The sequence below is a fragment of the Paenibacillus sp. JJ-223 genome (genome assembly GCF_927798175.1).
Classification (GTDB): domain Bacteria; phylum Bacillota; class Bacilli; order Paenibacillales; family Paenibacillaceae; genus Paenibacillus; species Paenibacillus hubeiensis.
This window is the reverse complement of sequence record NZ_CAKMMP010000005.1, coordinates 152,941-177,819: the sequence shown is the minus strand read 5'-3', so window position 1 is coordinate 177,819 and position 24,879 is coordinate 152,941. Positions and strand designations below refer to the sequence as shown.

Sequence of the window (24,879 nt, the reverse complement as noted above, 5' to 3'; positions counted from 1 at the left end):
TTTTGTCAATAACCTTCTGGAAATCTTAGAAATATGCATGAAACGGAACGGTTGAAATAAAATTATGTTAGATTTATTGACATACGAAGTCGGAGCAACCATAATTTGGAGCAACGAACATTTTAGAGCTGTGAGTCCGTAATGTTCGTTAATAGACCAAAAAAGGGAGTGCAGGCTATTGAAAAAGAGTTCGTTCAAATGGTGGGGCATGTTGCTAGGGATGGTCATTGCTTTGACGGGATGTGTAGAAGGGGGAAAACCTCAACAGTCGGCAGCGACCTCCGGAACAGGCGAAGCGGTATCCGCGGAGGATACGATCAAAGTAGGCATTCTTCATTCTTTAAGCGGAACGATGGCGATCAGCGAGGTGTCGGTGAAGGATGCCGAGATGCTGGCCATCGAAGAAATCAATGCGGCAGGCGGCGTGCTTGGAAAGCAGATCGAGCCGGTCGTGGAAGATGGCGCTTCGGATTGGCCGACGTTTGCGGAGAAAGCCGGAAAGCTGCTGCAGCAGGATAAGGTGGCTGCCGTGTTCGGAGGGTGGACTTCCGCCAGTCGCAAGGCTATGCTTCCGGTATTTGAACAGAACAACGGCTTGCTGTTTTATCCCGTGCAATACGAAGGTTTGGAATCTTCCCCTAACATCTTTTATACGGGGGCCACAACCAATCAGCAGATCGTTCCTTCGGTTACGTGGCTGCTTGAGAACCGGGGCAAGAAGTTTTATCTGTTAGGCTCGGATTACGTATTCCCGAAAACGGCCAATCAAATCATTAAAGCCCAGCTTGAAGCCGAAGGCGGTGAAGTAGTGGGTGAGGAGTACACGCCGCTGGGGCACACCGACTACAGCACCATCATTAGCAAAATCAAAGCGGCACAACCTGACATTGTATATAACACGCTGAATGGCGATAGCAATGTGGCGTTCTTCAAACAATGGAAAGATGCCGGAATGACGGCCGACAAGATGACAACGTTGTCCGTGAGCGTGGCTGAAGAGGAAATTCGCGGCATCGGCGCGGATGTGCTGAAAGGTCACTTGGCGTCATGGAACTATTATCAAACGACCGATACGCCGGAAAATGCAGCGTTTGTGCAAAAATACAAAGAGAAGTACGGACAGGACCGGGTCACCGCCGATCCGATCGAAGCGGGTTACGTTGCCGTTTATTTGTGGAAAGCCGCCGTTGAAAAAGCCGGAAGTACGGATGTGGAGAAAGTCAGAGAAGCTGCCAAAGGGTTGGAATTCGATGCACCGGAAGGGAAAGTGACGGTGGATGGCGAGAATCAGCATATTTACAAAACGGTGCGCATCGGAGAAGTGCAGGAAGATGGACAGTTCAAGGAACTGTGGAATTCAGGCGATCCTGTCAAACCGGATCCTTACCTGAAAACGTATGAATGGGGAGCTTCGCTCAGCAGCCAATAACATTAGAGTAACTGATTATTGCCTTCTTTAGTGTGGATGAGGGTGATAAATACACCCTTATTCCGCATCAAATTAAAGCGGTGTCGCGTTATTCAAGAGCGGTTCACAGCCATTATGGAAAGCCTTATCGCATGGGGAGTGAGAAGCATGGATATGTTTATTTTGCAACTGTTCAACGGCCTGAGCGTGAGTTCGATCCTGCTGTTGATTGCGCTCGGGCTGGCGGTTACATTCGGGCTCATGAACGTCATTAACATGGCGCATGGCGAATTGATCATGATTGGTGCCTACGCCACGTACGTGACGCAAAATTTGTTTGTGTCCTATGCCCCTGCAGGGTGGTTCGAGGCGTACTTTATCGTGGCACTGCCTTTGGCGTTCGGCGCTGCCGCCTTCGTCGGCTGGCTGCTTGAAGCGGTGCTGATTCGCCACTTGTACGGGCGGCCTCTGGATAGTTTGCTGGCGACCTGGGGCGTGGGCATGATGCTGCAGCAGCTTGCCCGAACGATTTTTGGAGCGCCTAATGTCGGGGTGTCAAGCCCATCCTGGCTGAATGGCGGGTGGGTTGTCTCGGAAGGTATCGTATTTCCGTACAAACGGCTGTTTATCATTGCGTTGGTGATCGTTGTGTTGCTCTGTATGTATCTTTATATTTACCACACTTCGTCGGGGCGGCGCATGAGAGCGGTGATGCAAAATCGAAGCATGGCGGGCTGCCTGGGCATATCGACCAGACGCGTGGATGGATTGACGTTCGCCATAGGCTCTGGAATTGCGGGCGTTGCAGGCTGCGCATTGACGCTGATCGGTCCGATCGGACCTTCGCTGGGCACCTATTACATCGTCGATGCTTTTATGGTCGTCGTGTTGGGTGGCGTGGGCAAATTGGTCGGCACCGTACTCGGCGCGCTGGGGATCGGGGTGTTCAATACGCTGTTCGAGACGTATACTTCGGCTTCGATCGGCAAAGTGCTTGTCTTTGCATGTATTGTTGCTTTCCTTCAATGGAAACCACGCGGCTTTGTTGCAGTGAGAACCCGGAGCTTGGATTGATGCGAAAAGGGGGTTAACTTATGCAGGTACTTCTCAAGTCAGGCAACGCGAAAATGAAGATCGTCTGGGCAGTCGCATTGCTCCTGATGTGTCTTGCACCGCTCATTTCAACCGAATTTCGGCTTAGCCTGCTGGCTAAGTTTCTGGCGCTCGCCATTTTGGCCATAGGGCTTGACCTGATCTGGGGATATGGCGGAGTGTTAAGTCTGGGGCATGGGGTGTTTTTCGGGCTTGGCGGATACGCGATGGCCATGCACCTTAAACTTCAGGCGAGCGGCACGTCGCTGCCTGACTTCATGGGGTGGAGCGGGCTGCGCGAGCTGCCTTGGTTTTGGGAACCGTTCCGGTCATTTCCGGCGGCGGTTGCGCTAGGGATTTTGCTCCCGGCCTTGCTTGCCTTTGTGCTCGGCTGGTTCACGTTTCGCAACCGGATTTCGGGTGTCTATTTTACGATTCTTACTCAAGCGTTGGTATTGATCACGGTTACTCTTTTTGTGGGCAAACAGGAGTGGACGGGAGGCACGAACGGCATTACCGGATTTTACTCGATCTTTGGGTTCGTGCTGCACTCGCCAGGAACGACGATCGTGTTGTATTATGTCACACTTGCGGTGCTGGTGCTGGCCTACGTGCTTTGCAGGCGCGTGGTCAACAGCCGTTTTGGCCAAGTGCTGGAGGCGGCGAGGGACGGAGAGAACCGGGTGCGTTTTTTGGGATATGATCCCGCGGGTTACAAGACATTATCCTTTGTGTTGTCAGGGGCGCTGGCTGGCATCGCCGGAATGCTGTTTGTGCTTCAGGTAGGCATTATCTCGCCTTCCATGATGGGCATTGTTCCTTCCATTGAAATGGTGCTATGGGTAGCTCTTGGCGGACGGGGGACGCTGATCGGAGCTGTTATCGGGGCAGTGGTGCTGAATGCGGCCAAAACCGGGATCAGCGAGGCTTATCCGGAAGGTTGGTTATTTGTTCTCGGTGGATTATTCGTCACTGTTGTTCTGTTCATGCCGAATGGGTTGGTGGGCGTATATCGCCGCCTGGCCCGAATGATGAAGCGGAGAGGAGAGGTTGCTCATGTCCCTGTCAGTCAGGAAAAGCCGGAAGTCTATTGAACCGGCAGCCGTGCTGGAAGCCAAAGATGTCACCGTTGCGTTTGGAGGTTTCGTGGCGGTTAACGGCATGAATTTGAAGCTGCATGAGCAGGATTTGCATTTCTTGATCGGACCGAACGGGGCGGGCAAAACGACGATGCTTGATGTCATCTGTGGCAAAACCAAGCCGGTTTCCGGAGGTGTCACCATGCATGACGGTACGGAATTGACGCGGTTGAAAGAACATCAGATCGTCCGCAAAGGCGTCGGACGCAAATTCCAAGCACCGTCCGTTTTCGCGGGGTTGACGGTTCAGGAAAATCTGGCGCTGGCGGCTGAAGTGCGTCGTTCACCGTTACAGGCTTTGGGGATTCGGCGCCATGGGAAGATGAAACCGGCGATGGAACGAGTCATCTTGCAGGTAGGGCTGCAGGATCGTGTCCATGCCCGTGCCGGAGCGCTGTCCCACGGAGAAAAGCAATGGCTGGAAATTGGCATGTTATTGCTGCAGGAGCCTCGGGTGTTGTTGTTGGATGAGCCTGTTGCCGGCATGACGGATGAAGAAACGGATAAAACGGGTCAACTTCTGAGGGGGATTGCACGCGAGCGTTCAGTGGTCGTGGTCGAGCATGACATGGAGTTTGTGCGGAATTATGCGGCGAAGGTGACGGTCATGCATGAAGGCAAGCTGCTCAAGGAAGGTACGATGGAGGAGGTGCAGGCAGACCCGATCGTGGCTGAAGTCTACCTGGGCAAAAGGAGGGATGAGCATGCTGTCTCTGCAACGCATTGAATCCGGCTATGGCGAGTCGAATGTATTGCGAGGGGTGAATCTTGAGGTTCGACCCGGACAGGTCGTGTGTCTCATGGGGCGGAACGGGGTGGGCAAAACCACGCTGATGAAAACGTTGATGGGCTTGCTCAAAACGCGGAAGGGCAATATCCTTTGGCAAGGGAGGGACGTGACCTCTTTGGATTCTGCGAAAAGGGCGAAGGCTGGCATCGGCTATGTGCCTCAGGGGCGCGACATTTTTCCGCAATTGACCGTTAGGGAGAATTTGCTGCTGGGGCTTGAATCGGCCCCTGGCAGAAGGAAGGAGTTCCCGGAAGATGTACTGGCCATGTTTCCTGTGCTGGAAACGATGTATGGCCGCCAGGGCGGCGACCTGAGTGGAGGCCAGCAGCAGCAATTGGCATTCGCCAGAGCGTTGGCATCCAGGCCGGGCTTGCTGCTGTTGGATGAACCGACCGAAGGCATTCAGCCTTCCATTGTGGAAGATATCCGCCAGGCTATACTGGGGATCAGGGAGAAAGGTGACATATCCGTGTTGTTGGTCGAACAGAGCATCGACTTTGTCCGAGGCGCCGCGGATTATATTTACGTCATGGACAAAGGCATGATTGCGCTGCAGGGTTCTCCGAACGAGCTGGATATGTCCCAATTCGAGCACCATCTGTCGGTATAGGCTGAGGGTTGGGGAATCCCGGGTGTCAGGAGAGTCTGTTGAGTCTGTTCATGTACTCCGGATATAGCCGCCGGATGCAGTCGGGGCAAATGTCGTGGGTGAATTCGGCGTGGGTGTGCTTCTCCAAATAACTCTCAATGGAGTTCCAATGGTCCTGGTCATCCTTGATTTGCTTGCAAACGGCACAGATGGGCAACATCCCCCGCAGTGTACGTACTTCCGCCAAGGCTTGCTTCAATTGCAATTCCGTCTGTTTATGTTCAGTGATGTCTGTGTGTGCGATCAGGGAGAGATCGAGGCAGCGTGAAACAGATGTCTGAATGAGAGGGGTGAGTTCCATGCGAAACCACCTCTTCTTTGCGTCCCGATGTACGGGGATCTCGTAAGCGATGCTGCTTTCCGCAGCCTGGCGAATGTGCTGCAAATGCCGAATGATGGCCGTTATGCGTATCGATTCTTCCTGAGGGGCCGAAGACCTTAACCATTGAAGGTAGTGCGGGAGCTTCTCGGGATGCCTCCGGTTGGCGGATGAATGCGGCTTGGGTCCGTTTCGGTGTTGTCCGAGGTCTTGAAGCCACGCTTCGTTGCAGCTTCGGATGTTCCAATGCTGGTCCACGATGACAAGCTGATGGCGCATGGACTGGAAAGACAATCTTTCCAGTTCGGTGACGGTAAAACTCATGGGATAAGACCCTCCTTGTAATATAGGATAATGGCATTGATTGGAGAAAAAGGTCGATAAGGTCAGCGCAGCTCGTCCGGAATTTGCAAAATGTCTGCGACCTGATGGCGGAATCGGGTTGCTTTTCGCGTTCCGTGAATGAGATTGGACAGGCGGTATGGCGGGATACCGTGTATTTCGCAAAATGTTTTCTGATCCATTTGCAGTTCGGTCAGCCTTCGTTTAATTGCCCAACCAAACGGCGTCACCGGTTTCTTTTTGTTCAAAAGGGTTCACCTTCAGTTCAACATAGTTTTCAGCAGGCTTGTTGTGTTGTAGAATGGATGTAAATGCGAGCTGTATGGATAATTATATACGTATTTGCGTCATGTAACAATTAAAAAAGACGTAAAACAGTTCTATTTTTAGTGTTTTATGACGAACTTGCGTATTTTTTAGTCTTTATGAAAGAAAGGTAAAAGCACGCCGGCTGGGGACGGCGTGCTTTTTTTGGCATGTGGATGAAGTTGGAGGAGAAAAGAAGGCGAGTTTATGCCCTGAAAGCGTGGAGGCCTGCTCCAAGCATGTGGAAGCTGGGGAAAAGCGATTTGATGGACGTCGGGACGGAAGGGGAAAGTCCATCGGTAGAGGAAGCGCTGACCAGTGCCCATTCCTGGTCAAGGTCTGCGGCCAGGCGTGCAGACAGTTGTTGGCTTGCATTGCCGTCCAGGGCAAGAGTTCTGGCGGCTTCGGTTATGCACGCGCTCATGGCTGAGTGGAGATAACCTTGTACAGCGTCCTCGACGGGAATGCCGAGGTGGTGATTGACCCATGCGTGGACTGTCGAGAGGCAGCCGACGGATTCGTATTTGGCTAAAGTGTCTTCAAGCGGAGAAAAATCAATCCATGGATGGAGGGCGTGTGCGAGTTTGATCAGCCTTTTGCCCATGGAGCTCGCTTGCTCTCGTTGGTTGGCAGGGGTGCGCTGTACATGTACGAGTTTGTCGATTAGTGCCAGCCGCCAGGTGTCGTTTTGGTCGGCGGCACTATAGATGCCTTTGATGGCCATCCCTTCAAGACGGGTGATGCTGGGGTGCGTCTGACAACGCATGAACGATTCAAGATCAGCGGCATTGCGAATGTTCCCATCCTGGATGTGCGTATCCATGCCGAAGAAATGGGTGAAGCCTCCGACCTGGATAGAGGAATCAAGCAGTTTGACATAATCGAGCAGCTTATTTCCTCGGTTCACCATTTTCGCCTCCTATGTTCGTTTTGTGTCATATAATATGACTTTGTTGCAGGTTTTAAATCACTTATATCGGTAAAAATCCGAATTATATGATATATATATTTACACAAATGTCTGCGTTTTGTCAATGGTAAGCTGTGTTTTTGATTGGTGAAATAAAATATGTTATTTTGTTATCCTTACCGTGTTAATATTATGTTATGTAATTGTTCGGAATTGCTTCAGAACCGAAAATAAAATGATGGCGAAATGTTCAAATCAGATACCATCTTATGCAATATGGTGTTGGAAAATGACGATACATTCGGCACCAAAATTTAATGTTAAAAATAGCTTTACTTTTCCTTTGAAACCCTGTATAATCATTTTTGTTGCCGCTAATACGACATGCGGTCGTGGTGGAATGGCAGACACGCTATCTTGAGGGGGTAGTGGGCGTACGCCCGTGGAGGTTCGAGTCCTCTCGACCGCATTATAATGAAGTAGAACAAAAGAAGCATTCCGATCATCGGAATGCTTCTTTTTTTGTTTTCTGCAAAAAGGCATAAAAAAGCCGTGCTGCATCACCGATTTTTCGAAAAGCCTTTCCGGGCTGCAACACGGTTCTTCAAGGGGATGACCTTATGAAAAATGAATGCATCGTGACATCAATCCATCTCTGTTGAAATGTTGTTATTGATGCAGCAGCTCCGCAATATCGGCTTCAATCTGATCAGGCGTCGTTTGGGGAGCATAACGTTTGAGCACGCGGCCGTCCCGGTCGACCAGAAATTTAGTGAAATTCCATTTGATGGCCTTCGATCCTAGCAGGCCTGGCGCTTCCTTGGTCAAATGCTGAAAAAGAGGGTGGGCGCTGCTGCCGTTCACGTCGATCTTCTCGAACATCGGGAAGCTGACGCCATAGTTCATCTGGCAAAATTCGGCGATGTCGTCGGAAGAGCCCTTTTCCTGAGCGAACTGGTTGCTTGGAAACCCTAATACTTCGAAATCGCTGTTCTGGAACTTGTCATACAGCTTTTGCAAGCCTTCGTATTGCGGGGTTAGGCCGCATTTGCTCGCAGTGTTGACGATCAGCAGGACCTTGTTGCGGTATTGGGACATTTCGACTTCCTGGCCACGAAGCGTGTTCACTTTGTAATCGTAGATGGACATAATGTTCGCCTCCAAATGAGTAGTATCGATGCGGTGACCTTTTTATATCTCTATTATATTTGATGCAATTAATTAATGCAAAATTATAATTGGAATCATTTGGGATGCCAGTGTCTTGTTTCTTCCTTTCCGTTATCATGTGGAATTTCTACCAGAGCGAGAATTAGATAGTTTAAACGAGAAAGGTGGAGATTAGTATATATGTAAGCGATCTCATTAAAGCAAAGTGCCATAAATCCGCCTTTTCGGAGAGCTGCACCGACTTTACACCGACTTGTCAGGGGTGTATGATTCATATCGATAACATGAACGATGTTTTTAATCGCTGAGTTTCCGTTCCGGTCGGAATGGAAAACGGGGGAACCAATCGGATGCGATGCATCTATGGGGTGAATTTTCCGGCTATGCCGGAAATAGGGCGACTCTCGCGCCCGAATCCGTCAGCTAACCTCGTAAGCGTTAAAGGGAGAGGCAACAAGCCGTACGTTATTCGTGGCGAATGTTATTTGTCATGGATTGAAGAAGCGTTCGGGCGGCCTTGGTCCCCCACGCTTCTTTTTTGTTGTCTTTTCACGTCAGAGGGAGGAACGAATAATGGATAACGAGATGGTTTTGGTCACGGCCCCGAATGAAGCAGGGCGCAAATTTGTGAAGCTGTTGATGTACAAAAAGGTACCTTTTGCCGTGCTGACGAACAGTGCGGGCGAAGAACGCAAATTGCGGCGGATCGGCGTAGAGAACGTCATTCGCATGAATACGGCATCGGCGCAAAAGTGGTTTCTGCCGCAGGGAAATGTGGGCAATGTTTTTATTTTTGAGAACAGCCTTAATCTCACCTGCCGCTATCTGCAAATCTGCAGATCGTGGACATCCAAGACGTTGTGCGTCATTACGGAACAGAGCCATCCCAAAGGCATTTATCGCGGTATGGGTGCCGATCGGATCGTGTATTCGATGAATGGAGAGGTCGGATTTCTGCTCAACGGATAAGGGCGGGCTGTTGGTGATTGATCCGATGTTAGGCGGCTGTTATAATTAGCTTAATTATATGTGTGAAAAACCAAGAAGACTCTTTCTGGATACGGGTCTTCTTTTTTTAATGTTGGAAGACGGGCCTGAAAACAGCGACCTTTTGAATGGTAAAAGATTCGCCGGATGAGGCTCGCGTTGATGATTGGGAGGATGCGTTCAAGGTGAGCAAGGAGGAGTAACGTGCCGGATATTGGTGGTATCAAATGGTTGTTTTTTGATGTTGGGGATACGTTGGTGGATGAGTGGGAGCCGGTGGACGACATCATTGGCCAGTTTGTGCGGGAAGCCCGAATGCTCGGGTATCATGTGAACATCGAAAAGGTGCGCGAGATCTTTGTCGAATGTTACAGCAAGTACGAGCAGTGGCCGATGCGGGTAGCTATTCGTACCTTGATCGATCATGAGGAGCACCGGGCACGGATTCAGGAAAAACTGAAGTTCCGGAAGGAGCTTGAGCATCCTTTTGCTGCTGCGGAGCGTGTGCTGCATGCGTTATCCGGCCGTTATCGGATCGGCATCATTGCCAATCAAAGCCTGGGCACGGAAGAGCGGCTTGAAAGGTATGGCTTGCGCAAATACGTGGACGTCCTGGCATGCTCGGCAGAAGAGGGCGTATCCAAACCGGATCCCGGATTATACGCGGTAGCGTTGAAGCAGGCGGAATGCGAGCCTGATGAGGCTGTTATGATTGGGGACCGAATCGATAACGACATCGTTCCGGCAAGCAAACTGGGCATGCGCACTGTACGCATATTGCAAGGTTACGGAAGGTTTCAGCCTGAACGCTCGGCGGACGAGCAGCCGGACTGGACGGTTGAATCGCTGGAGCAGCTGCTGCCGCTGTTTTTGCCTGGCGAGGATTAGGTTTCATTAATAGTTACATTATAATGCTGTGTTCATCCTCCGTTTCATCGAAGAAAAGGCTGATCGTGCAGGCACTCCGGTGCTTGCGACGATCAGCCTTATTTTTTTAGAGGAGTGCGAAAGTCTGGATAATGAGGTACACGTTCAGGACGACGATGATACCAGCAATAAACCAGGATGCTATTTTCAGCCATGATTTGTTGGCAAACTCGCCCATGCTTTTTTTATCGCTCGTAAACATGACCAGCGGGATGACGGCAAACGGCAGCTGCAAAGACAAAATGACCTGGCTCAGAATGAGCAGTTCCTCGGTACCGTGTTCGCCGGCAATGGCGGTAACGATGACGGCCGGGATGATGGCAATAAGCCGTGTAACCAGCCTGCGCAGCCAGGCGGGAATCCGGATGTTCAGGAAACCTTCCATGACGATCTGTCCGGACAGGGTTCCTGTCAGCGTGGAATTCTGGCCGGAAGCAAGCAGGGCAACGCCGAACAGAACGCTTGCGATCGTTGTGCCCAGCAGCGGCGTCAGCAGGTGATAGGCATCGGCGATTTCAGCGACCTGCGTCATGCCTGCACTGTGGAAAACGGCCGCCGACACGATCAAAATGGCGGCATTGATGAACAGGGCCAGCGTCAAAGCGATCGTGGAATCCATGGTGGAGTAACGGATTGCTTCTCTTTTGCCATGGGATGTCTGCTCGATCTGGCGGGTCTGTACGATGGACGAATGCAGATACAGGTTATGGGGCATAACGGTAGCCCCGATGATGCCGATCGCGATGTATAACATGGCTGGGTTTTGCAAAATTTCCGCGCTGGGTACAAAGCCATGCAGCACTCCGCCCATGTCCGGTTTGGCGAGAAACAGATCGATGCCGAAACAGAGGGCAATGGTGGCCATCAGCACGATGACGAGCGTTTCAAGGGCACGAAAACCTTTGTTTTGCAAAAGCAGGACCAGCAGCACGTCCACTGCGGTAATGATGACGCCATACAGCATCGGAATGTTAAACAACAGTTTCAGGGCGATGGCCGACCCGATCACTTCGGCGAGATCGGTTGCAGCGATCGCGAGTTCGCATAACAACCACAGGATGATGACTACAGGCATGCTGAACCGTTCGCGGCAAGCCTGGGCAAGGTCGCGTCCGGTAACGATGCCGAGTTTGCCCGCGAGTGCTTGCAGCACAACCGCCATCAGATTCGAAATGAGGATTACCGACAGGAGCGTATACCCGAATTGCGAGCCTCCCGATATGTCGGTCGCCCAGTTGCCGGGGTCCATATATCCGACGGCAACCATGTAACCCGGGCCGACGAAGGCGAGGAATTTTTTCCACCAGGCCGCGTTTTTGGGCACTCTCATGGAACTATGGGCTTCCCCGAGGGAAGGCATCGCGCCTGCTGCTGCAAGCTGTTCGGCTGAGGAGGTGTGGAATGGATTTCTTTTGCTCATGGAATCATCACCTGACTTTTAATGGATTTAATAACGATTATCTATAGTTTCGATGAAATGAAGGTTTGGAATGACGAGAAGCTTATGTCCGAAAAGATATGTCGTTGTTTACATTGTACACCCTCAAATATTTTTGTCTAGTGCAACTTTTATGTAAAAGGACAATTTTTCTGAAGTGGCGCCAAACAAAAAAGAATGGATAGGAATAGTTGGCGGCTTGCAAAGAAGGGGGTGGTGTTTCAGACGATAGGTTAACCCATTCGATGCTGTCAGAACCGGAATAGCGGTGAATAACGTTTCAAAACGACTCAGCGGTTTAATTGGAACATAAGCGATAATACTAACCATATTAAAGGAGAGATCATCGATGCAGGCTTTATATACGGCAACGGCAACAGTTAAAGGCGGACGCACGGGTTCGGTAGCTTCTTCGGACGGAGTGCTCAAACATGAGCTCGCCATGCCTAAGGAACTGGGCGGATCAGGCGGTGAAGGTACGAATCCGGAGCAGTTGTTTGCAGCGGGTTACGGAGCTTGTTACGAGAGTGCGCTGGCCAATGTGGCCCGTAAGGCAGGAGTGAAGCTTGGGGACGTCGTCGTCACCAGCAACGTTTCGATCGGCAAAGACCCGGAAGACGACGGTTTCAAGCTGGCGGTCCGCCTCGACGTCAATATGGAAGGAATCGAACGCAGCCAAGCGGAGGAGCTGGCTCGCAAAGCGCATGAATTTTGTCCGTATTCCAAGGCGACCCGGGGCAATATCGACGTTGTGTTGAACGTGGTATAACGCTGGGCGAACTTTGACATCGGATCCGAATCGGGGGCTCTGCCGCAATCCGGCAGGGTCCTGTTTTTCAACAATAAGCATTTCATAGCAGGAAATGGCATGATGCATATCGTACTCTTTTACATAAACCCAAACCTGTCTGATCCGACGTCCAGAAAAGAAGAGGGGGAACGCTTGATGAGTATTGAAGAAATGATTGAGCGCCGGTTCGTATGTTCGAAATGTCGGGGGACGGATTGCGACATCAAGGAAGTGTCCATGTCGGGAGCAGGACTCAGCAAAGTGTTCGATATCCAACACAACCATTATTTGTTCGTCTCTTGTTCTTCCTGCGGTTATGTCGAGGTGTTTGACCCAAGCGTGTTGAAAGGCAAAAAGCAAGGCCAGGTCGGGACGATTCTGGATATTTTGTTCGGGGGTTAATGAGGCTTCCCGTGAGAAGATCCGGTGCGCCCGCGTTTCTGATATGGAGATCCCGGCAATGCGGCATGGCAGGCGAGTTGACATTAAGCTAAAATTTCTTTAATATGTTTGAGTACTGAGAAAGCTAATGCAGGAACAAATTTGAATTGACAGGTGATCTCCATGTCTTATAGACCGAGCATTGCAACATTGCAAATCGCGAGCAAAAACGAAAAAGACGGATTGTACGAGTTTACGATGAAATTGGTGGACGGCACCCATTGCCGCGTGTTCTATTCCCGTACTCCGGAATGGAAATTGACCAACATCAGCCGTCTGCAGAAAACGCCTTGTCCAGTATGCCGCAAAGATTTCATTTGCAAATGCATGGACCAGTATGCAGCAGACCTCCATCAACAAATGATGGATGACCAGTGGGTAGAAAAGGCAATTGCCGAGTAATTGCCGGGCAGATACGAGCGTGGGCGCAAGCCTGCGCTCTTTTTCTATATGAACGGAAGAACATGTACCTTTAAATGCATCGCGAGCGGTGCACAGCTTCTATAATAGCTGGAGGAGGTTGAGGAAATGTCCGAACATGAATCGAAAAAACGACAGGAGCATCCCATCGTGCTTGTGGACGGCGTATGCCACTTTTGTCAGGGAGTCACCAAATGGATCATCAAGCGCGACCCGAAAGGAAAGTACCATTTCGCCTCGCTTCAATCGGATGTGGCCAAAAGATTGCTTGAACAAGGAAGGCTTCCGGTCGATCGCATGGATACATTCGTGCTGATTGAAGACGGGAAGTATTACACGCGGTCTACTGCCGCGCTGAAGCTTGCCAAAGGCCTGAAGTTTCCTTACCCGCTGCTGTATGGATTCGTGATCATACCAAGGCCGCTGCGTGATGCGGTATATGGCGTCATTGCCCGCAATCGGTACCGCTGGTTCGGCAAGGATGAGACGTGCATGCTTCCTTCACCGGACATCAAGGATCGTTTTCTGTGAAATGGGTTTGAAATGAGGAAAGACAGGGTAATGATTGGGGAAATCATACATTTTGGAGGTATAATCATTTGAAGAAATGGGCGACAGTACTTATCGGGGCATGGATGGCACTAAGCTTGGCTGCATGCGGAGGTCAGGCGGGAAGCAATGATGCATCAAAAACAGCGGCAAACAACGATCCAACGAGCAATAATGCCGCAGTAAATGAACAGGAAGCGGCGGTTCCTACGTTGGACGAATTGATTGCAAAATCGAGCGAAGCTTCGAAGACACTAAAGAGTTTTTCCTCCGAAGCAAGCATTCAGCAGAACATTAGCGTCGAAGCCGGCGAACAGAGCCAGGAGCAGCAGTTAACGACAAGCATCAAGATGGACGTCATCAAAGATCCATTGACGGCTTACCAGGAAATGAAAGTGGAAATGCCCGGTCAGGAAGCGCAGACCATCAAGCAGTATTTTACTAACGATAGCATCTATTCGCAGGTGGGCGAACAGTGGGTGACCATTCCGGAAGAGCAAACCCAGCCGCTGATCGAGCAAATGAAAGCAAGCGTCAATCCGGAACAGGAGCTGGAGCAGTTCAAATCGATCACGGAAGACACGAAAATTACGGCCGAGGGCGACAACTATATCATCAACGCTACGGTGTCCGGGGACAACGTGAAGGAGCTGGCCAAATCGGTTCTGCAGCAAAACGGGACAGACCCGCAAATGCAAACGATGATCGATCAAATGGACATCACCAGCATGACCATGAAATACATGGTCAACCAAGAAACATATTTGCCAACGGGAACAGACCTCAACATGGTCATGAACATGGAGCAAGAGGGTCAGAAGATGAAGATGGACATGAAAATGACCAGCACATTCAGCAACCATAACACCGTGGAGAACATCGAGGTTCCTCAGGAAGTGCTGGACAGCGCGAAGTAACGAGTTGAATCAATCCGGAAGGTTTAGAGATGCATCCCTTTAAGGAGAAAGCGCAAGGAAATGTACGTTTTGCGCTGCTCTGCGAGGGGTGTTTTTCGTATTTTCTATGCTTTCTGCCTGCAACGTTCCGGATGGTTTGCGGACATAAAAAGCACCCCGATCCGGAGTGCTATATATGGTATATGCTTCTCGTTCGATGTTCCGTCTAGAGAAGTATACAAGTTGTTCGAGGTTTTTCTATCCTTGCTTGAGACCAGCTATGTATTCAGGTGCAACCTTAAGCCAGCTTTGTTCTTTGTGTTTTTCAACTTTAGGCTGAAAAACGTGGACGGATACGTACAACCTTGTTTACTTATTTCTTTTCACAAGCTACGCCGTCTCCGTCTCGATCCAGGGCTTTACGGTATCCTGGCTCTCCTTTATAAAGCGGTGCTTTCCCGGCTTTCCTCACGGCAGCACAGTTTTTGTAGTACACTTTTTTCGCTTCAACTTTAGGCATAGCTTGGACTGAAACATTGGCAACCAGAATAGCGGCTAACACGGTAAAGACCAATTTCTTTTTCATCCTTCATATACTCCCTTCATCGTTTAAGTGAATTACAAAGCTATTTTACCAAAAAGAAGGCTATCGAACTACAGGTTATAACAAAGAAAAAGGAAACTTATTCAATCAGCAGGGGGTGTTTTGTGTTGTTTGAGCAAACCTAGGTTCTGGCGAAGAATCATTATGTTATGCTATGGTATATTCTATCGGCTTGAACATCATGTTTGCATAACCCGAGGGAGATCCGGCAAGGGCAAGAAAGAGGAGGGGGAAACGGGAATGATTCATTTTTCGCATATTCACCACGTCAGTTTGGCTGTGCGCGACCTGGAGGTTGCAAAGCGGTTTTACTCGGAGGTGCTTGGACTGCAGGAGATCGAGCGTCCACCTTTCCGTTCAACGGGCACTTGGTATGCCATCGGCAGCCAGCAGCTTCATCTATTGCAGCATCCGCAGGGGCATACGCTGCGGGAGGGCGGCATCGATACGACGGATGGCCATTTCGCGATTTGGGTGAAGAGCCACAAGGAAACGTTGGAGTGGCTTGAGAAACAGGGGGTCGAATACGAGGCCAGGCCGGACAGCGTTGCCGGATTTGCGCAAATTTTCATATTGGACCCGGATCGAAACATTATCGAGTTCGGCGCTCCTTACGGCTCGTAAAAGGGAAGCGTAATTTCCGGTTTTTCACAAATCACTTGATCATCCAGAAATTGTATGATATATTATCGATAAATTCATAGCACGTGACGGAAGCACCGTCCTTACATTGCATGCGGTTTGTGCAATTGTATGGGCGGTGTTTTTTGTGCTTTTCGGGGAGGGAAGGCATATTGGGTGTTCTGAAGGCGGTTCTTGCTTCCGGGGACAAAGAGTATATTGACGCCTGGCTGGATTATGTGCGGGAAAGCGCATATGCCGCGGATATCCGTTTTACGGCGTTTTCGAATGAGGAAGCTTTCAGGGAGTACATGTACGAACAGGTAGACAGGGAGATGCCTGATCTGGTCATTGCGGAGCCTGCATTTCTGCAGCCCTGGCTGGAACGGGCGAAACATGATCGAGAAATCCCATGGTTGATGCTTGGGGAAGGAAAGGAAGGGGTACAGGAAGAGAAGCTTCTGGCAAAGTATCAACCTTTGCCTGCACTGCTGGATACGGCCTTGAATGCCTGCCGCCAACCACGGCGGAAGAAACAGCTGAAGGCGGGTCGCGGCACCCTTTTGGCAGGAGTGGTATCGGCTTCCGGAGGCTGCGGCAAAACAACGCTAGCGATGCATTTGGTCAAACAATTGGGTGTTGCGGGATATGCGGTGCTGTATCTCAATCTGGAGACGCTGGACAGCACCATGCCGTTTCTGGAGAAAGGGTTGTTGCGGAGCCATCCTCGGTATGCCGAAGCGGAATCGGGTTTGTCGCGGCTGCTATACGACCTGAAGGCTGGCAAGAAGCATTCCGGGGCTAGAGGGGAGAAGCAGAATGCTTCAGCCAAACAGGGAGGGGCTCTGGACGATTATGTGTTTCGCCATGACGCATTGAAGGCAGACATGTTTTGGCCGCCGAACAACCGCAAAGAACTGCTGCAAATGTCCTGCGAGGACGCCAAAGCGCTGATGCAGCATGCCGTGGATTGCGGTCGGTATGACGTGATCGTCACGGATGGCGACTCGGGTTGGGATGGGCGCAGCGAGGCTGTATTTGAAGCGGCGGACACGCTTGTATGGCTCGTTGAGGACGAACTTGCCTCCATGTACCGCTGGGGAGAATGGATGAGACATATGGAACGAATTCATCCGGAACGTTACGAGAGCGTGATGGAACGTGCCAGGTTTGTAGCCAACAAGGTCCAGGGCCGCATGATAAATGCCCTTCCCCGTGCTGATCTGCGACTGGACGCGATTCTTCCGTGGATTCCTTCCTGGAAACAGCTCAGTCAAGAGGAAGTGCTGCTCAGCTCTCCGATCTTCCAGCGTGAAATCAGGCAGGTATGCGCCATGCTGCTGCCTGACGAGGATGACCATTCGCGGATCAAAGGACTCGCTCCTTCAATGGCGGAGGTACGCCATGGTTAAAATGATCGTCCCGGAACGTGAAGACCTGTTTCAGGCCATGCGCAATGAAGTCAGGGCAGGTTTGAACCTGACTTCCGCTGCCGGAGACGAGGAGCTGTGGCAATCCATTGAACGCAGGGTGCTGTCCGACGCTCAATTGGAAGAACTGACTTCAGGGGAAAAACATGCCTTGGTCAAGCGGCTGTATGATTCGTTTCGCGGACTGGACATTTTGCAGCCGCTGGTCGACTCTCCGGAGATCACGGAAATCATGATTAACAGCCATAGGGAGATCTTCGTGGAAAAGGCCGGGGAGGTAGAGCGCGTGCCATTGGAATTCGAATCCACGGAGCGGCTTGAGGATATCATCCAGATGATCGTTGCTGGCGTCAACCGGATCGTGAATGAATCGTCTCCCATCGTCGATGCCAGATTGAAGGACGGATCAAGGGTCAATATCGTTTTGCCCCCAATCGCACTTAAAGGGCCAACCATGACGATCCGGAAATTTCCGAGCGAGCCGATGAGCATGTCGGACCTGATCGATAAAGGAGCATTGCACGAAGAAGCAGCAGAACTGCTGCAGCAATTGGTCCGCAGCAAATATAACATTTTCATCGGCGGCGGAACGGGCTCGGGAAAAACGACGTTTCTTAATGCGCTGTCCCAGTTCATTCCTGCCGATGAGCGCATTATTACGATCGAAGATTCTGCCGAGCTGCGGATCGTGACCGTGCCCAACCTGGTATCGCTTGAAACGCGCAATGCCAATACGGAAGGCAAAGGGGAAATTTCGATTCGCGACTTGATCAAGTCGTCGCTGCGCATGCGTCCCAACCGGATCGTGATCGGGGAGGTTCGGGGAGCGGAAGCGTTGGATATGCTGCAGGCTATGAACACCGGGCATGACGGATCTTTAAGTACCGCCCATGCGAATAATGTGGCTGACATGATCAGCAGACTGGAGACGATGGTGCTTAGCGGCGCCGATCTGCCTATTTCCGTTGTGCGGCAGCAAATCAGCTCGGCCATCGATATTTTTGTTCATTTGTCCCGGCTTCGCGACCGTTCCCGCCGCGTAACGGAAATCAGTGAAGTTGCAGGCATGCATGAGGGGGAAGTGATGCTTCATCCGTTGTTCCGTTTCCAGGAGCAAGGAGAGCAGGATGGAAAGATTGTCGGTGGTCTTGTTCAAGTGGGGAAGTTAAAGCAAGTACATAAAGTGCAGATGGCGGGTTATGGAGAATGGTTGGAGGAGTACGCACAGCGAAGCCCGATCCCTGGCTGAATAGATCATATAACAACGTAAATAAACTACTAATCAGAGGTGGTTTCGGTGGATGAAGCCAAACAAACACTTACGGATTATACGACATTGGTGTTATCTCGAAGGCAGCGCTGGAGCTGTATTGGGATCAGCGGACTGTTGTTCTTTGGGGTAGGTCTGTTGTTCTATCATCACTGGATTGCCGGGATTGTGCTGGCAGTCGGGGCTCTCGGGGTGCCCCGTTATTGGACCAAAGTGCTGCTGGACCGCAGAAGAACGACGCTCGGCCTGCACTTTAAACAAGCGCTGTATGCGTTGTCGTCCGCGCTTGCGGCGGGAAAATCGGTAGAGAACGGCTTCCGGGAATCCGTCGAAGATTTGCGCATGCTCAATCCGGAAACGGATACGGATTTGATTCGGGAATTCACGATATTGCGCACCCGGATGGAGTACGGCCAAGCGATCGAAGAAGCGCTGCAGGACTTTGCCGATCGTGCCCGGATCGAGGATATCACCAATTTTGCGGACGTGTTCATTACTTGCAAGCGGACAGGCGGCGATCTGGTCGAGGTGGTGAGACGCACGTCAGCCGTGATCGGGGAGAAGCTGGATATCCAGCAGGATATCATGGTTGCGGTGGCCCAGAAACGATTTGAATCCAAGGCAATGTTCGCCGCACCGTTCATTTTCCTCCTTTTTTTGAATTTCACCGCCAAGGACTTTATGGCACCGCTCTACAGCGGCATGGGGTATCTGATCTCTACCGGAGCTTTGGTGATGCTTGCCGGCTGTTATTTGTGGATCACGCGCATTATGGATATCAAGGTATAGGGGTGAGATCGAAATGTTGATACCCGTATTTGCAGGCGGAGCGCTGTGTTTGGGATGGATCGTGCTCGATCGTGCCCGGGGAAGGGCGTATCGACATTTGCGCAAGCTGGACATGCCCGGAATCAGGCTGAAGCAGCTGCATGGTCCGTTTCTTTTTTTGCTGGAACGATTCGATGCGGTACGAAGATTGCCTGTGTTGATGTTTCGCATGCAGCATGCCATTCAGAAAATATACGGCGTCCAGCACAGCGGCGAGAAAACAATGCTTTATTGTGCCGAAATGCTGGCGTATGCATGGCTGATGCTCATATTGGGGTGCCTGTTGTCATTGATTGAAGGCATCGGAATCGGGGGAATGGCATGTGGACTGATTATGGCAATGCTGCTGCCCTTTGCGCTTTACAGAGACCTGAATGCGAAAGTGCAGCGCAGGGACCAAGACATGCTGATGGAGCTGCCGGAACTGTTGAACCGGATCGTGTTATTGGTCGGCGCGGGAGAAACGGTTCAGCGATCCATCGTACATTGCGCAGCCAGTCAGGGCAATCGGGATCATCCTTTATATAACGAACTGCGCAGAACCGTTGCGGATTGGAATAACGGATATTCGTTTCACCAGGCTTTCGAGCAGTTCAGCCGACGCTGCGGGGTTCAGGAGGTCACGATTTTTACGACGACCGTACTGCTGAATTTCCGGCGTGGAGGAGGTGACTTTGTGTTGGCGCTGCGTGATCTTTCACACGTACTGTGGGAGAAGCGTAAGGCAGTCAGTCGGGCAAGGGGAGAGCAGGCCTCTTCCAAACTGGTGTTTCCGATGGTGGTGATCTTTTTCGCGATCGTGGTCATGATCGGGGCACCTGCTTTTATGATGATGAATATGTAGGAGGAATCGGCATGCTGGAATGGACGAGAGGAAAAATCGAAGGATTTTGGAATGAAGAAGATGGTTTGGGGACGTTGGAACTGATCCTGATTATTGGCGTCATTATTATCATTGCTCTGATTTTCAAGGATCAGATCAAAGCTTTGGTAACGAGGCTGCTTGGTCAAGTCAGCGATAAAAGCAATGAATTTTTCGAATAGACGATTCAGGAACGATGAGGGGAGCTTCACCATCGAAGCCTCCCTGGTCTTTCCTGTGCTGCTCTTTGTGTTGGCATTGATATTGTTTTTTGGTATGTACATGTACCAAAGAACGTTTCTGAATCAGCATGCCTATGCCGCTTCGGAGCGTGCGGCCTACAGTTGGGACAACAGCCACAAAAAAGCCTTGACCGGCGAGTATGCTGTTTCAGATGTTGACGGTTTGTATTGGCGGTTGAAAGATGATCAGTTATTGGGCGCTTTATTCGGCTGGGCGGGAGCCGACAACGTGACGAAGGTTTCCATACCGGCTAGCGAGGGAGAAGGGCTTGCCGAGCAAAAATTGGCTCAAGCCGTACAGGGCATGCCCTCCGGCATGACCGGCACGATCGAATACGCGAATTCGCTGCTGCAGCGGAAAGTCACGGTCCATCTTAACCAGGTTATTTCATTGCCATTGCCTTCTTTTCTCTTTGATTCGGGTGATGAGGTACAGACCGAAGGTGTTTCCGCCGTGGTTGAGCCTGTCGAGTTCATTCGAACGGTGGATTTGGCCCGCTATTACGCTGCTAAGTTTAAAAGCAGGGGCGGAGCGGCGGCAAAAGCAGCAACAGAAGCGGGGCAAGTCATTCAGCATTTCGGGAACGGCAAAAAGTAGCAAAGGAGGAGGGCTCTGCTGTTCAGAAAAAGAGATGGCGAATCAGGGGCAGTCACCCTGTTTTTAATATTGATTCTGGCGGGGGTGTATATGTTCATGGCGGTATTTATCGATTATGCGCGCATTGCGGCTTTCAAGGTACAGGTTGAACGGATGACGCATGCTGCGATGAGGTCTGTAATGTCGGCATATGACCCTGCGCTTCGGGAATACGGGCTATTCGGATACGGAGATAGCAGCGGGGAAAATATGATGGCCAAAGTGCTGAACGATAGCGTGAAACCTTCGGCGGTGAAGGACGCCTTTCCCATTCTTGATATTCAGTGGGACACCACTTCTCTTGGCATGGAACGAGAATTGGGCAAGTATGCCATCTTCAATCGACAAATCCAGGAAGACATGAAGTACCGGGCTCCCGTCGACTTTACCCTCGAAGTGATCAACCGTTTCAAACCGATGTCGGGAGAGATGAAGGAAGCGGCTCATACGGTGGATTTGCTCAAAAAACTGCAGAAGCTGTACGACAAGCGAGAGGCACTGCTGGACGAGGCCATCGAAATACAGGAACAATCCGCGGCGAAGCTGAAGGGCCTGCCGGAACTTGTCATGAATCCGCCAAACGGGGCCATTTACGACGAAATGCTTGAGGAAGCGCCTGTTACTGCCGCCGAGGCAGCAGCACGTTATACCGACTTCTGGAGCAAAAAAACAGCAGATGAAGGGCTGCCGCTTCTGGAACAGCAATATATATCGGAGTTGGGGCGATATCGTTCGGGCGTGAACAATGTAGTGATGGGGATTAGTGCTAGCTTGCAGTCCTCGACCCAAGCGCATCAGACGAACTTGCCGGAGGCGATCACCAAAATCGAAGAGGCCCGCAGCATCAATGAAGAAATGAAACGGGTCATTGCCGAAGGGCAGAATCGTCTGCAGAATGCCGAATATGACAAAGTGGGCAGTTCCGATTTGCCGGGCCAGAGTCCCGGCTCCACCGGAAACGGGAACGAGGCGCGAGATACACGTTCCCTTGCTTCCGAACTGGTAAGGGAGGAAGGTCTGTTTGACCGATTGGGTGAGCGTGTCAGCGCGCAGACATCTGACTTTACTCAAGTAAGACAGGCTGGCGTAGAACTTAACAACCAGCTTCGCAACGTGACTTCCCAGCACGGTGTTCCGATTAAACAGGCAGTCAGACAAGCCAGCCAAGCGACGGAGCGTTATATGGACAGCTTTGTGCGCAATGGCGCTTCCAATGTCATTCTCCAGAGCAAACGCGAGCTGGAGAGCGGTCGCGGGTCCGATGCGCAGCGCAAAGCCAATGACAAGGAGTCCAAAGGCAAATTGAAGGAGGTCCGGCGCGTGTTGGCGCGGATCGAAAACGGCGGTTCGGCTTCGTCGGAGGCTTTCAAATCGTTGGAGAAGTTTTACAATGCCAACATTGCATTTAATCAGGCGAGCGCCAGTACCTCGGAAAAGGCGGAAATCGCAGGTGATCCGTACGAGTCCGGCGGCAATGCGATGAGCGGCATGGACAGCTTGTTCGGGGGCATGTCAGGCTTGCTCGACAATCTGGGAGATGAGCTGTTCCAGAATGAATATGCTTTGGCTTACTTTAATTCGACGGATTTCGGGCAATTGCTGGGATGGACCGAAGGGGGTGGAGGAGCGGGTGACGTATTTGACTTGAAAAATCAGGAGTTGGAATATATCATCTACGGCTTTCACAACTCTTCAGGCAACATCGCTGCGGCATACGCGGAAATATTCGGTATAAGGCTTGCCATTCGTACGGCAGAGGGATTGATCGAAAACAGCAAGCTTGGGAATCCGCTGCTTGTATTGTCTGCCGCCATACTGCATGGCATTACTCATGCCATCAAAGACATGCTCACATTGGCCAAGGAAGGCAGCGTAGAGTTGTCCAAAATGATCAAGATCAAACTTACATACCGGGATCATCTTCGCCTGTTTTTGTTGATGCATAGCAACAATGAACGCAAAATGTCCAGAATGCTCGCTTTGATCCGATGGAATACCGGGGTGAATCCGGAGGAAAAGCAAACCTATGCAGCGGGATCGACGCGCAGCAGTATCAGATTATGGTTTTTGCCTGGCGTCGTGCGAAGCATAGGGGCCGTAATGGGCAGTGAGGAACAGGTGGAAGACGGACGATTGTTCGTGGAACGCCGAGCGGATTATTCCTATTAAATTTAATGATGATTCCATGGAGGGAACATGGACAAGCAACTCCATCGAAAGCAGCAATTTCAGCAGTCGGGCAAGGCATGGCGAATGAGAGGGAAGCTGCACCTGCGCTGGACTCTTACGATTTGGCGGAAGAAGGATCAAAGGAAATCATTACGGGCAAACATGCCAATGGCTCCGTTGCCCCAAGAGCAGGGGAGCATCGTTTTGGAGGCTTCGTTGGTGCTGCCGGTATTTCTCTTCTTCGTCATGTTCCTTATATATATCGTGCAGATGACGCTTATTTCCACTTCATTGCAAAGTACGGCGGGCGAGGCGGTGAAGCAATTGGCTGCCCAGATCTATCCGGTCTCGCTCGCGTTCTCGCCCGGCGATTCGGCCGGAGGCGGGGAGGGAGGGGGAGGATGGAAACTGCCAGGGCTGTCTCTGGAGGAGTGGGCGGAAAAATACGCTTCTTCACTTCCCGAGCCTCTCAACGACTGGGTTCGAGCGGCAGCCGCCCGCGGCGAACAGCCTTTACAGGAAATCAAAACTTCCGTTTTGGAATCGGTGCTTGATCCAACGGTAAAACCGATGCTTAAACCTTTCATTAATGAACGTGTCCTTGATTATGAACGAATTCACGTGAACGGTATTTCCGTTCCCGATCTTCGCAATAAGCAGAATCCTTATTTTATGGTGGAATTGAGTTATGAGCTTCCCGTTAAGGTTCCTTTTTTGGGCAAATCGTTACGTATCCAGGCTGGCGCGGCCGAACGTGCATGGATTGGAGATACGGGAGAAGGCTCTGGCGGCTCCGGTGAGGGGGCTAATTCGGCAAGTTCAGCAGCGGTTGTATTGTCCAAACCGGAGCCGGCGTACGTTGGCAACAAAGCCACGGTGAAAGTCAAGGTGGACCCCGGGATGAGCGCGAACCTTACGATTTTTTACAAATCCGGCCAGAGCACGGCCAAACACATCGGTTGGGCCACGGCGGACGAGAATGGTGTCATCGAATGGAACTGGTTCGTCGGCACCCGGACGACGGAAGGCACATGGACGTTTGTGGTCGAGACGGCCGATGGCGCAGTGACCGAAACCAGTTTTGACGTGGCATCCAAATGATTGAAGGGAGGGCGGAGCATGGAATGGTTTTATCTGGTTTGCGGCCTGGTCGTAATGGCAGCCTTCGTCACCGATATTCGGTCGATGAAGATTCCGAATCGTCTCACCTTGCCTGCGATGTTGGTGGGGACGGCGGCACATGCCGCTTGGGGCGGCTGGGATGGCTTGCTCTTCTCGGCCGCGGGATTTGCCGTATGTTTTGCAGTTCTGTTTGCGATGTATGCCATCGGTGCCGTGGGCGCGGGGGATGTGAAGCTATTCGGAGCAATCGGGTCCTGGACCGGGCTGTTGTTCGGCATTCATGTCGTCGTTTATTCCGTGTTGTATGCGGGCGCGATCGGGCTTGTCATTGTGTTGTTCCGAAAAGATGCGGCAAGGCGGTTTCGCAGCATCGTTGGCGGCCTGGCCGGCTTCTTCCTATTGGGTTCGATCAGGCTGGTCGGCAAGGGGAAAACGCTGAAATTTCCGTTTATGCTGGCGGTATTGCCCGGATTTGTCAGCACTTATTTATATTTGATGTAGATCGGCTGAGGAAGGAGGAA

General features: G+C 51.3%; 27 protein-coding genes, 1 tRNA gene, 1 pseudogene and 1 riboswitch. Of the genes and pseudogenes, 23 read left to right on the top strand and 6 right to left on the bottom strand.

Annotated elements, in window-relative coordinates; genetic code table 11:
• The first annotated feature begins 178 nt into the window (after positions 1-178).
• The 5 genes from urtA (at position 179) to urtE (ending at position 5,039) form a co-directional block, all read left to right on the top strand.
• Positions 179-1,429 (top strand): urea ABC transporter substrate-binding protein, encoded by a 1,251-nt coding sequence (urtA, locus tag L6H98_RS11225; RefSeq protein ID WP_236415118.1) that lies wholly within the window; start codon positions 179-181, stop codon positions 1,427-1,429.
• A 147-nt stretch (positions 1,430-1,576) separates the two neighbouring features.
• Positions 1,577-2,482: an urea ABC transporter permease subunit UrtB gene (urtB, locus tag L6H98_RS11220; protein ID WP_236415116.1), complete on the top strand. Its 906-nt coding sequence runs from the start codon at positions 1,577-1,579 to the stop codon at positions 2,480-2,482.
• 20 nt (positions 2,483-2,502) lie between these two features.
• The gene (gene urtC / locus L6H98_RS11215) at positions 2,503-3,594 is read left to right on the top strand and encodes an urea ABC transporter permease subunit UrtC (protein WP_236415114.1); all 1,092 of its coding nucleotides are present in this window, start codon (positions 2,503-2,505) and stop codon (positions 3,592-3,594) included.
• Positions 3,557-4,366 carry an urea ABC transporter ATP-binding protein UrtD gene (gene urtD / locus L6H98_RS11210; protein WP_236415112.1) on the top strand — a complete coding sequence of 270 codons (810 nt, stop codon included), beginning with the start codon at positions 3,557-3,559 and terminating at the stop codon, positions 4,364-4,366. Before urtC ends, urtD begins: the two co-directional genes overlap by 38 nt.
• On the top strand, positions 4,344-5,039 hold the full coding sequence (gene urtE / locus L6H98_RS11205; protein ID WP_236415110.1) for an urea ABC transporter ATP-binding subunit UrtE: 696 nt from the start codon (positions 4,344-4,346) through the stop codon (positions 5,037-5,039). Before urtD ends, urtE begins: the two co-directional genes overlap by 23 nt.
• A 25-nt stretch (positions 5,040-5,064) precedes the next feature.
• On the opposite strand, the gene L6H98_RS11200 is transcribed toward urtE, so the two are convergent.
• From L6H98_RS11200 to L6H98_RS11190, 3 genes are all read right to left on the bottom strand, one after another.
• A complete protein-coding gene (locus tag L6H98_RS11200; protein WP_236415109.1) occupies positions 5,065-5,721 on the bottom strand; it encodes a hypothetical protein in 657 nt (218 codons plus the stop codon).
• 62 nt (positions 5,722-5,783) lie between these two features.
• Positions 5,784-5,987: an XRE family transcriptional regulator gene (locus L6H98_RS11195; RefSeq protein WP_236415107.1), complete on the bottom strand. Its 204-nt coding sequence runs from the start codon at positions 5,985-5,987 to the stop codon at positions 5,784-5,786.
• Positions 5,988-6,250: 263 nt separating this feature from the next.
• Positions 6,251-6,952: an urease accessory UreF family protein gene (locus L6H98_RS11190; RefSeq protein WP_236415105.1), complete on the bottom strand. Its 702-nt coding sequence runs from the start codon at positions 6,950-6,952 to the stop codon at positions 6,251-6,253.
• A gap of 389 nt (positions 6,953-7,341) precedes the next feature.
• Between L6H98_RS11190 and L6H98_RS11185 the strand changes: the two genes are divergently transcribed.
• Positions 7,342-7,424, top strand: a tRNA-Leu gene (locus tag L6H98_RS11185).
• Positions 7,425-7,624: 200 nt separating this feature from the next.
• Here L6H98_RS11185 and L6H98_RS11180 read toward each other — a convergent pair.
• Complete coding sequence (locus L6H98_RS11180) at positions 7,625-8,104, bottom strand: glutathione peroxidase (protein ID WP_236415104.1); 480 nt, start codon at positions 8,102-8,104, stop codon at positions 7,625-7,627.
• Positions 8,105-8,417: 313 nt separating this feature from the next.
• A riboswitch (cyclic di-AMP (ydaO/yuaA leader) is annotated at positions 8,418-8,578 on the top strand.
• Between the two features lie 120 nt (positions 8,579-8,698).
• Here L6H98_RS11180 and L6H98_RS11175 point away from each other — a divergent pair.
• Complete coding sequence (locus L6H98_RS11175) at positions 8,699-9,094, top strand: hypothetical protein (protein WP_236415101.1); 396 nt, start codon at positions 8,699-8,701, stop codon at positions 9,092-9,094.
• 222 nt (positions 9,095-9,316) lie between these two features.
• Positions 9,317-10,000: an HAD family hydrolase gene (locus L6H98_RS11170; RefSeq protein ID WP_236415099.1), complete on the top strand. Its 684-nt coding sequence runs from the start codon at positions 9,317-9,319 to the stop codon at positions 9,998-10,000.
• Positions 10,001-10,106: 106 nt separating this feature from the next.
• Here the strand turns inward: L6H98_RS11170 and L6H98_RS11165 are convergent, their stop codons facing one another.
• Positions 10,107-11,399: an Nramp family divalent metal transporter gene (locus tag L6H98_RS11165; protein WP_236415392.1), complete on the bottom strand. Its 1,293-nt coding sequence runs from the start codon at positions 11,397-11,399 to the stop codon at positions 10,107-10,109.
• A gap of 427 nt (positions 11,400-11,826) precedes the next feature.
• On the opposite strand from L6H98_RS11165, the gene L6H98_RS11160 reads away from it, so the two are divergent.
• The 5 genes from L6H98_RS11160 to L6H98_RS11140 all read left to right on the top strand — a co-directional run bounded on the left by L6H98_RS11160 (position 11,827) and on the right by L6H98_RS11140 (position 14,594).
• Positions 11,827-12,246, top strand: a complete 420-nt coding sequence (locus L6H98_RS11160; protein ID WP_236415097.1) for an organic hydroperoxide resistance protein — start codon at positions 11,827-11,829, stop codon at positions 12,244-12,246.
• A gap of 177 nt (positions 12,247-12,423) precedes the next feature.
• A complete protein-coding gene (locus tag L6H98_RS11155) occupies positions 12,424-12,669 on the top strand; it encodes a zinc ribbon domain-containing protein (protein ID WP_236415095.1) in 246 nt (81 codons plus the stop codon).
• Between the two features lie 162 nt (positions 12,670-12,831).
• Positions 12,832-13,110 carry a hypothetical protein gene (locus tag L6H98_RS11150; protein ID WP_236415093.1) on the top strand — a complete coding sequence of 93 codons (279 nt, stop codon included), beginning with the start codon at positions 12,832-12,834 and terminating at the stop codon, positions 13,108-13,110.
• Positions 13,111-13,236: 126 nt separating this feature from the next.
• Positions 13,237-13,659 carry a thiol-disulfide oxidoreductase DCC family protein gene (locus L6H98_RS11145; RefSeq protein ID WP_236415091.1) on the top strand — a complete coding sequence of 141 codons (423 nt, stop codon included), beginning with the start codon at positions 13,237-13,239 and terminating at the stop codon, positions 13,657-13,659.
• A gap of 68 nt (positions 13,660-13,727) precedes the next feature.
• Positions 13,728-14,594 carry a DUF6612 family protein gene (locus tag L6H98_RS11140; RefSeq protein ID WP_236415089.1) on the top strand — a complete coding sequence of 289 codons (867 nt, stop codon included), beginning with the start codon at positions 13,728-13,730 and terminating at the stop codon, positions 14,592-14,594.
• A 352-nt stretch (positions 14,595-14,946) separates the two neighbouring features.
• Here L6H98_RS11140 and L6H98_RS11135 read toward each other — a convergent pair.
• Positions 14,947-15,066: pseudogene (locus tag L6H98_RS11135) on the bottom strand (excalibur calcium-binding domain-containing protein); the annotation flags it as partial.
• Between the two features lie 351 nt (positions 15,067-15,417).
• On the opposite strand from L6H98_RS11135, the gene L6H98_RS11130 reads away from it, so the two are divergent.
• From L6H98_RS11130 to L6H98_RS11085, 10 genes are all read left to right on the top strand, one after another.
• A complete protein-coding gene (locus tag L6H98_RS11130; RefSeq protein ID WP_236415087.1) occupies positions 15,418-15,801 on the top strand; it encodes a VOC family protein in 384 nt (127 codons plus the stop codon).
• Positions 15,802-15,971: 170 nt separating this feature from the next.
• Positions 15,972-17,210 carry a ParA family protein gene (locus L6H98_RS11125; RefSeq protein ID WP_236415085.1) on the top strand — a complete coding sequence of 413 codons (1,239 nt, stop codon included), beginning with the start codon at positions 15,972-15,974 and terminating at the stop codon, positions 17,208-17,210.
• A gap of 1 nt (position 17,211) precedes the next feature.
• Complete coding sequence (locus L6H98_RS11120) at positions 17,212-18,477, top strand: ATPase, T2SS/T4P/T4SS family (protein WP_236415390.1); 1,266 nt, start codon at positions 17,212-17,214, stop codon at positions 18,475-18,477.
• Positions 18,478-18,525: 48 nt separating this feature from the next.
• Positions 18,526-19,287: a type II secretion system F family protein gene (locus tag L6H98_RS11115; RefSeq protein WP_236415083.1), complete on the top strand. Its 762-nt coding sequence runs from the start codon at positions 18,526-18,528 to the stop codon at positions 19,285-19,287.
• Between the two features lie 13 nt (positions 19,288-19,300).
• Positions 19,301-20,170, top strand: a complete 870-nt coding sequence (locus L6H98_RS11110) for a type II secretion system F family protein (RefSeq protein ID WP_236415081.1) — start codon at positions 19,301-19,303, stop codon at positions 20,168-20,170.
• Between the two features lie 11 nt (positions 20,171-20,181).
• Complete coding sequence (locus L6H98_RS11105) at positions 20,182-20,370, top strand: Flp1 family type IVb pilin (RefSeq protein WP_236415079.1); 189 nt, start codon at positions 20,182-20,184, stop codon at positions 20,368-20,370.
• Positions 20,354-21,028: a TadE family protein gene (locus tag L6H98_RS11100; RefSeq protein WP_236415077.1), complete on the top strand. Its 675-nt coding sequence runs from the start codon at positions 20,354-20,356 to the stop codon at positions 21,026-21,028. The genes L6H98_RS11105 and L6H98_RS11100 overlap by 17 nt, the downstream gene beginning before the upstream one ends.
• Positions 21,029-21,124: 96 nt before the next feature.
• Positions 21,125-23,236: a hypothetical protein gene (locus L6H98_RS11095; protein WP_236415075.1), complete on the top strand. Its 2,112-nt coding sequence runs from the start codon at positions 21,125-21,127 to the stop codon at positions 23,234-23,236.
• A 27-nt stretch (positions 23,237-23,263) separates the two neighbouring features.
• Positions 23,264-24,337 carry a TadE family protein gene (locus L6H98_RS11090; RefSeq protein ID WP_236415073.1) on the top strand — a complete coding sequence of 358 codons (1,074 nt, stop codon included), beginning with the start codon at positions 23,264-23,266 and terminating at the stop codon, positions 24,335-24,337.
• Positions 24,338-24,355: 18 nt separating this feature from the next.
• Positions 24,356-24,859: an A24 family peptidase gene (locus L6H98_RS11085; RefSeq protein WP_236415072.1), complete on the top strand. Its 504-nt coding sequence runs from the start codon at positions 24,356-24,358 to the stop codon at positions 24,857-24,859.
• Positions 24,860-24,879 lie beyond the last annotated feature (20 nt).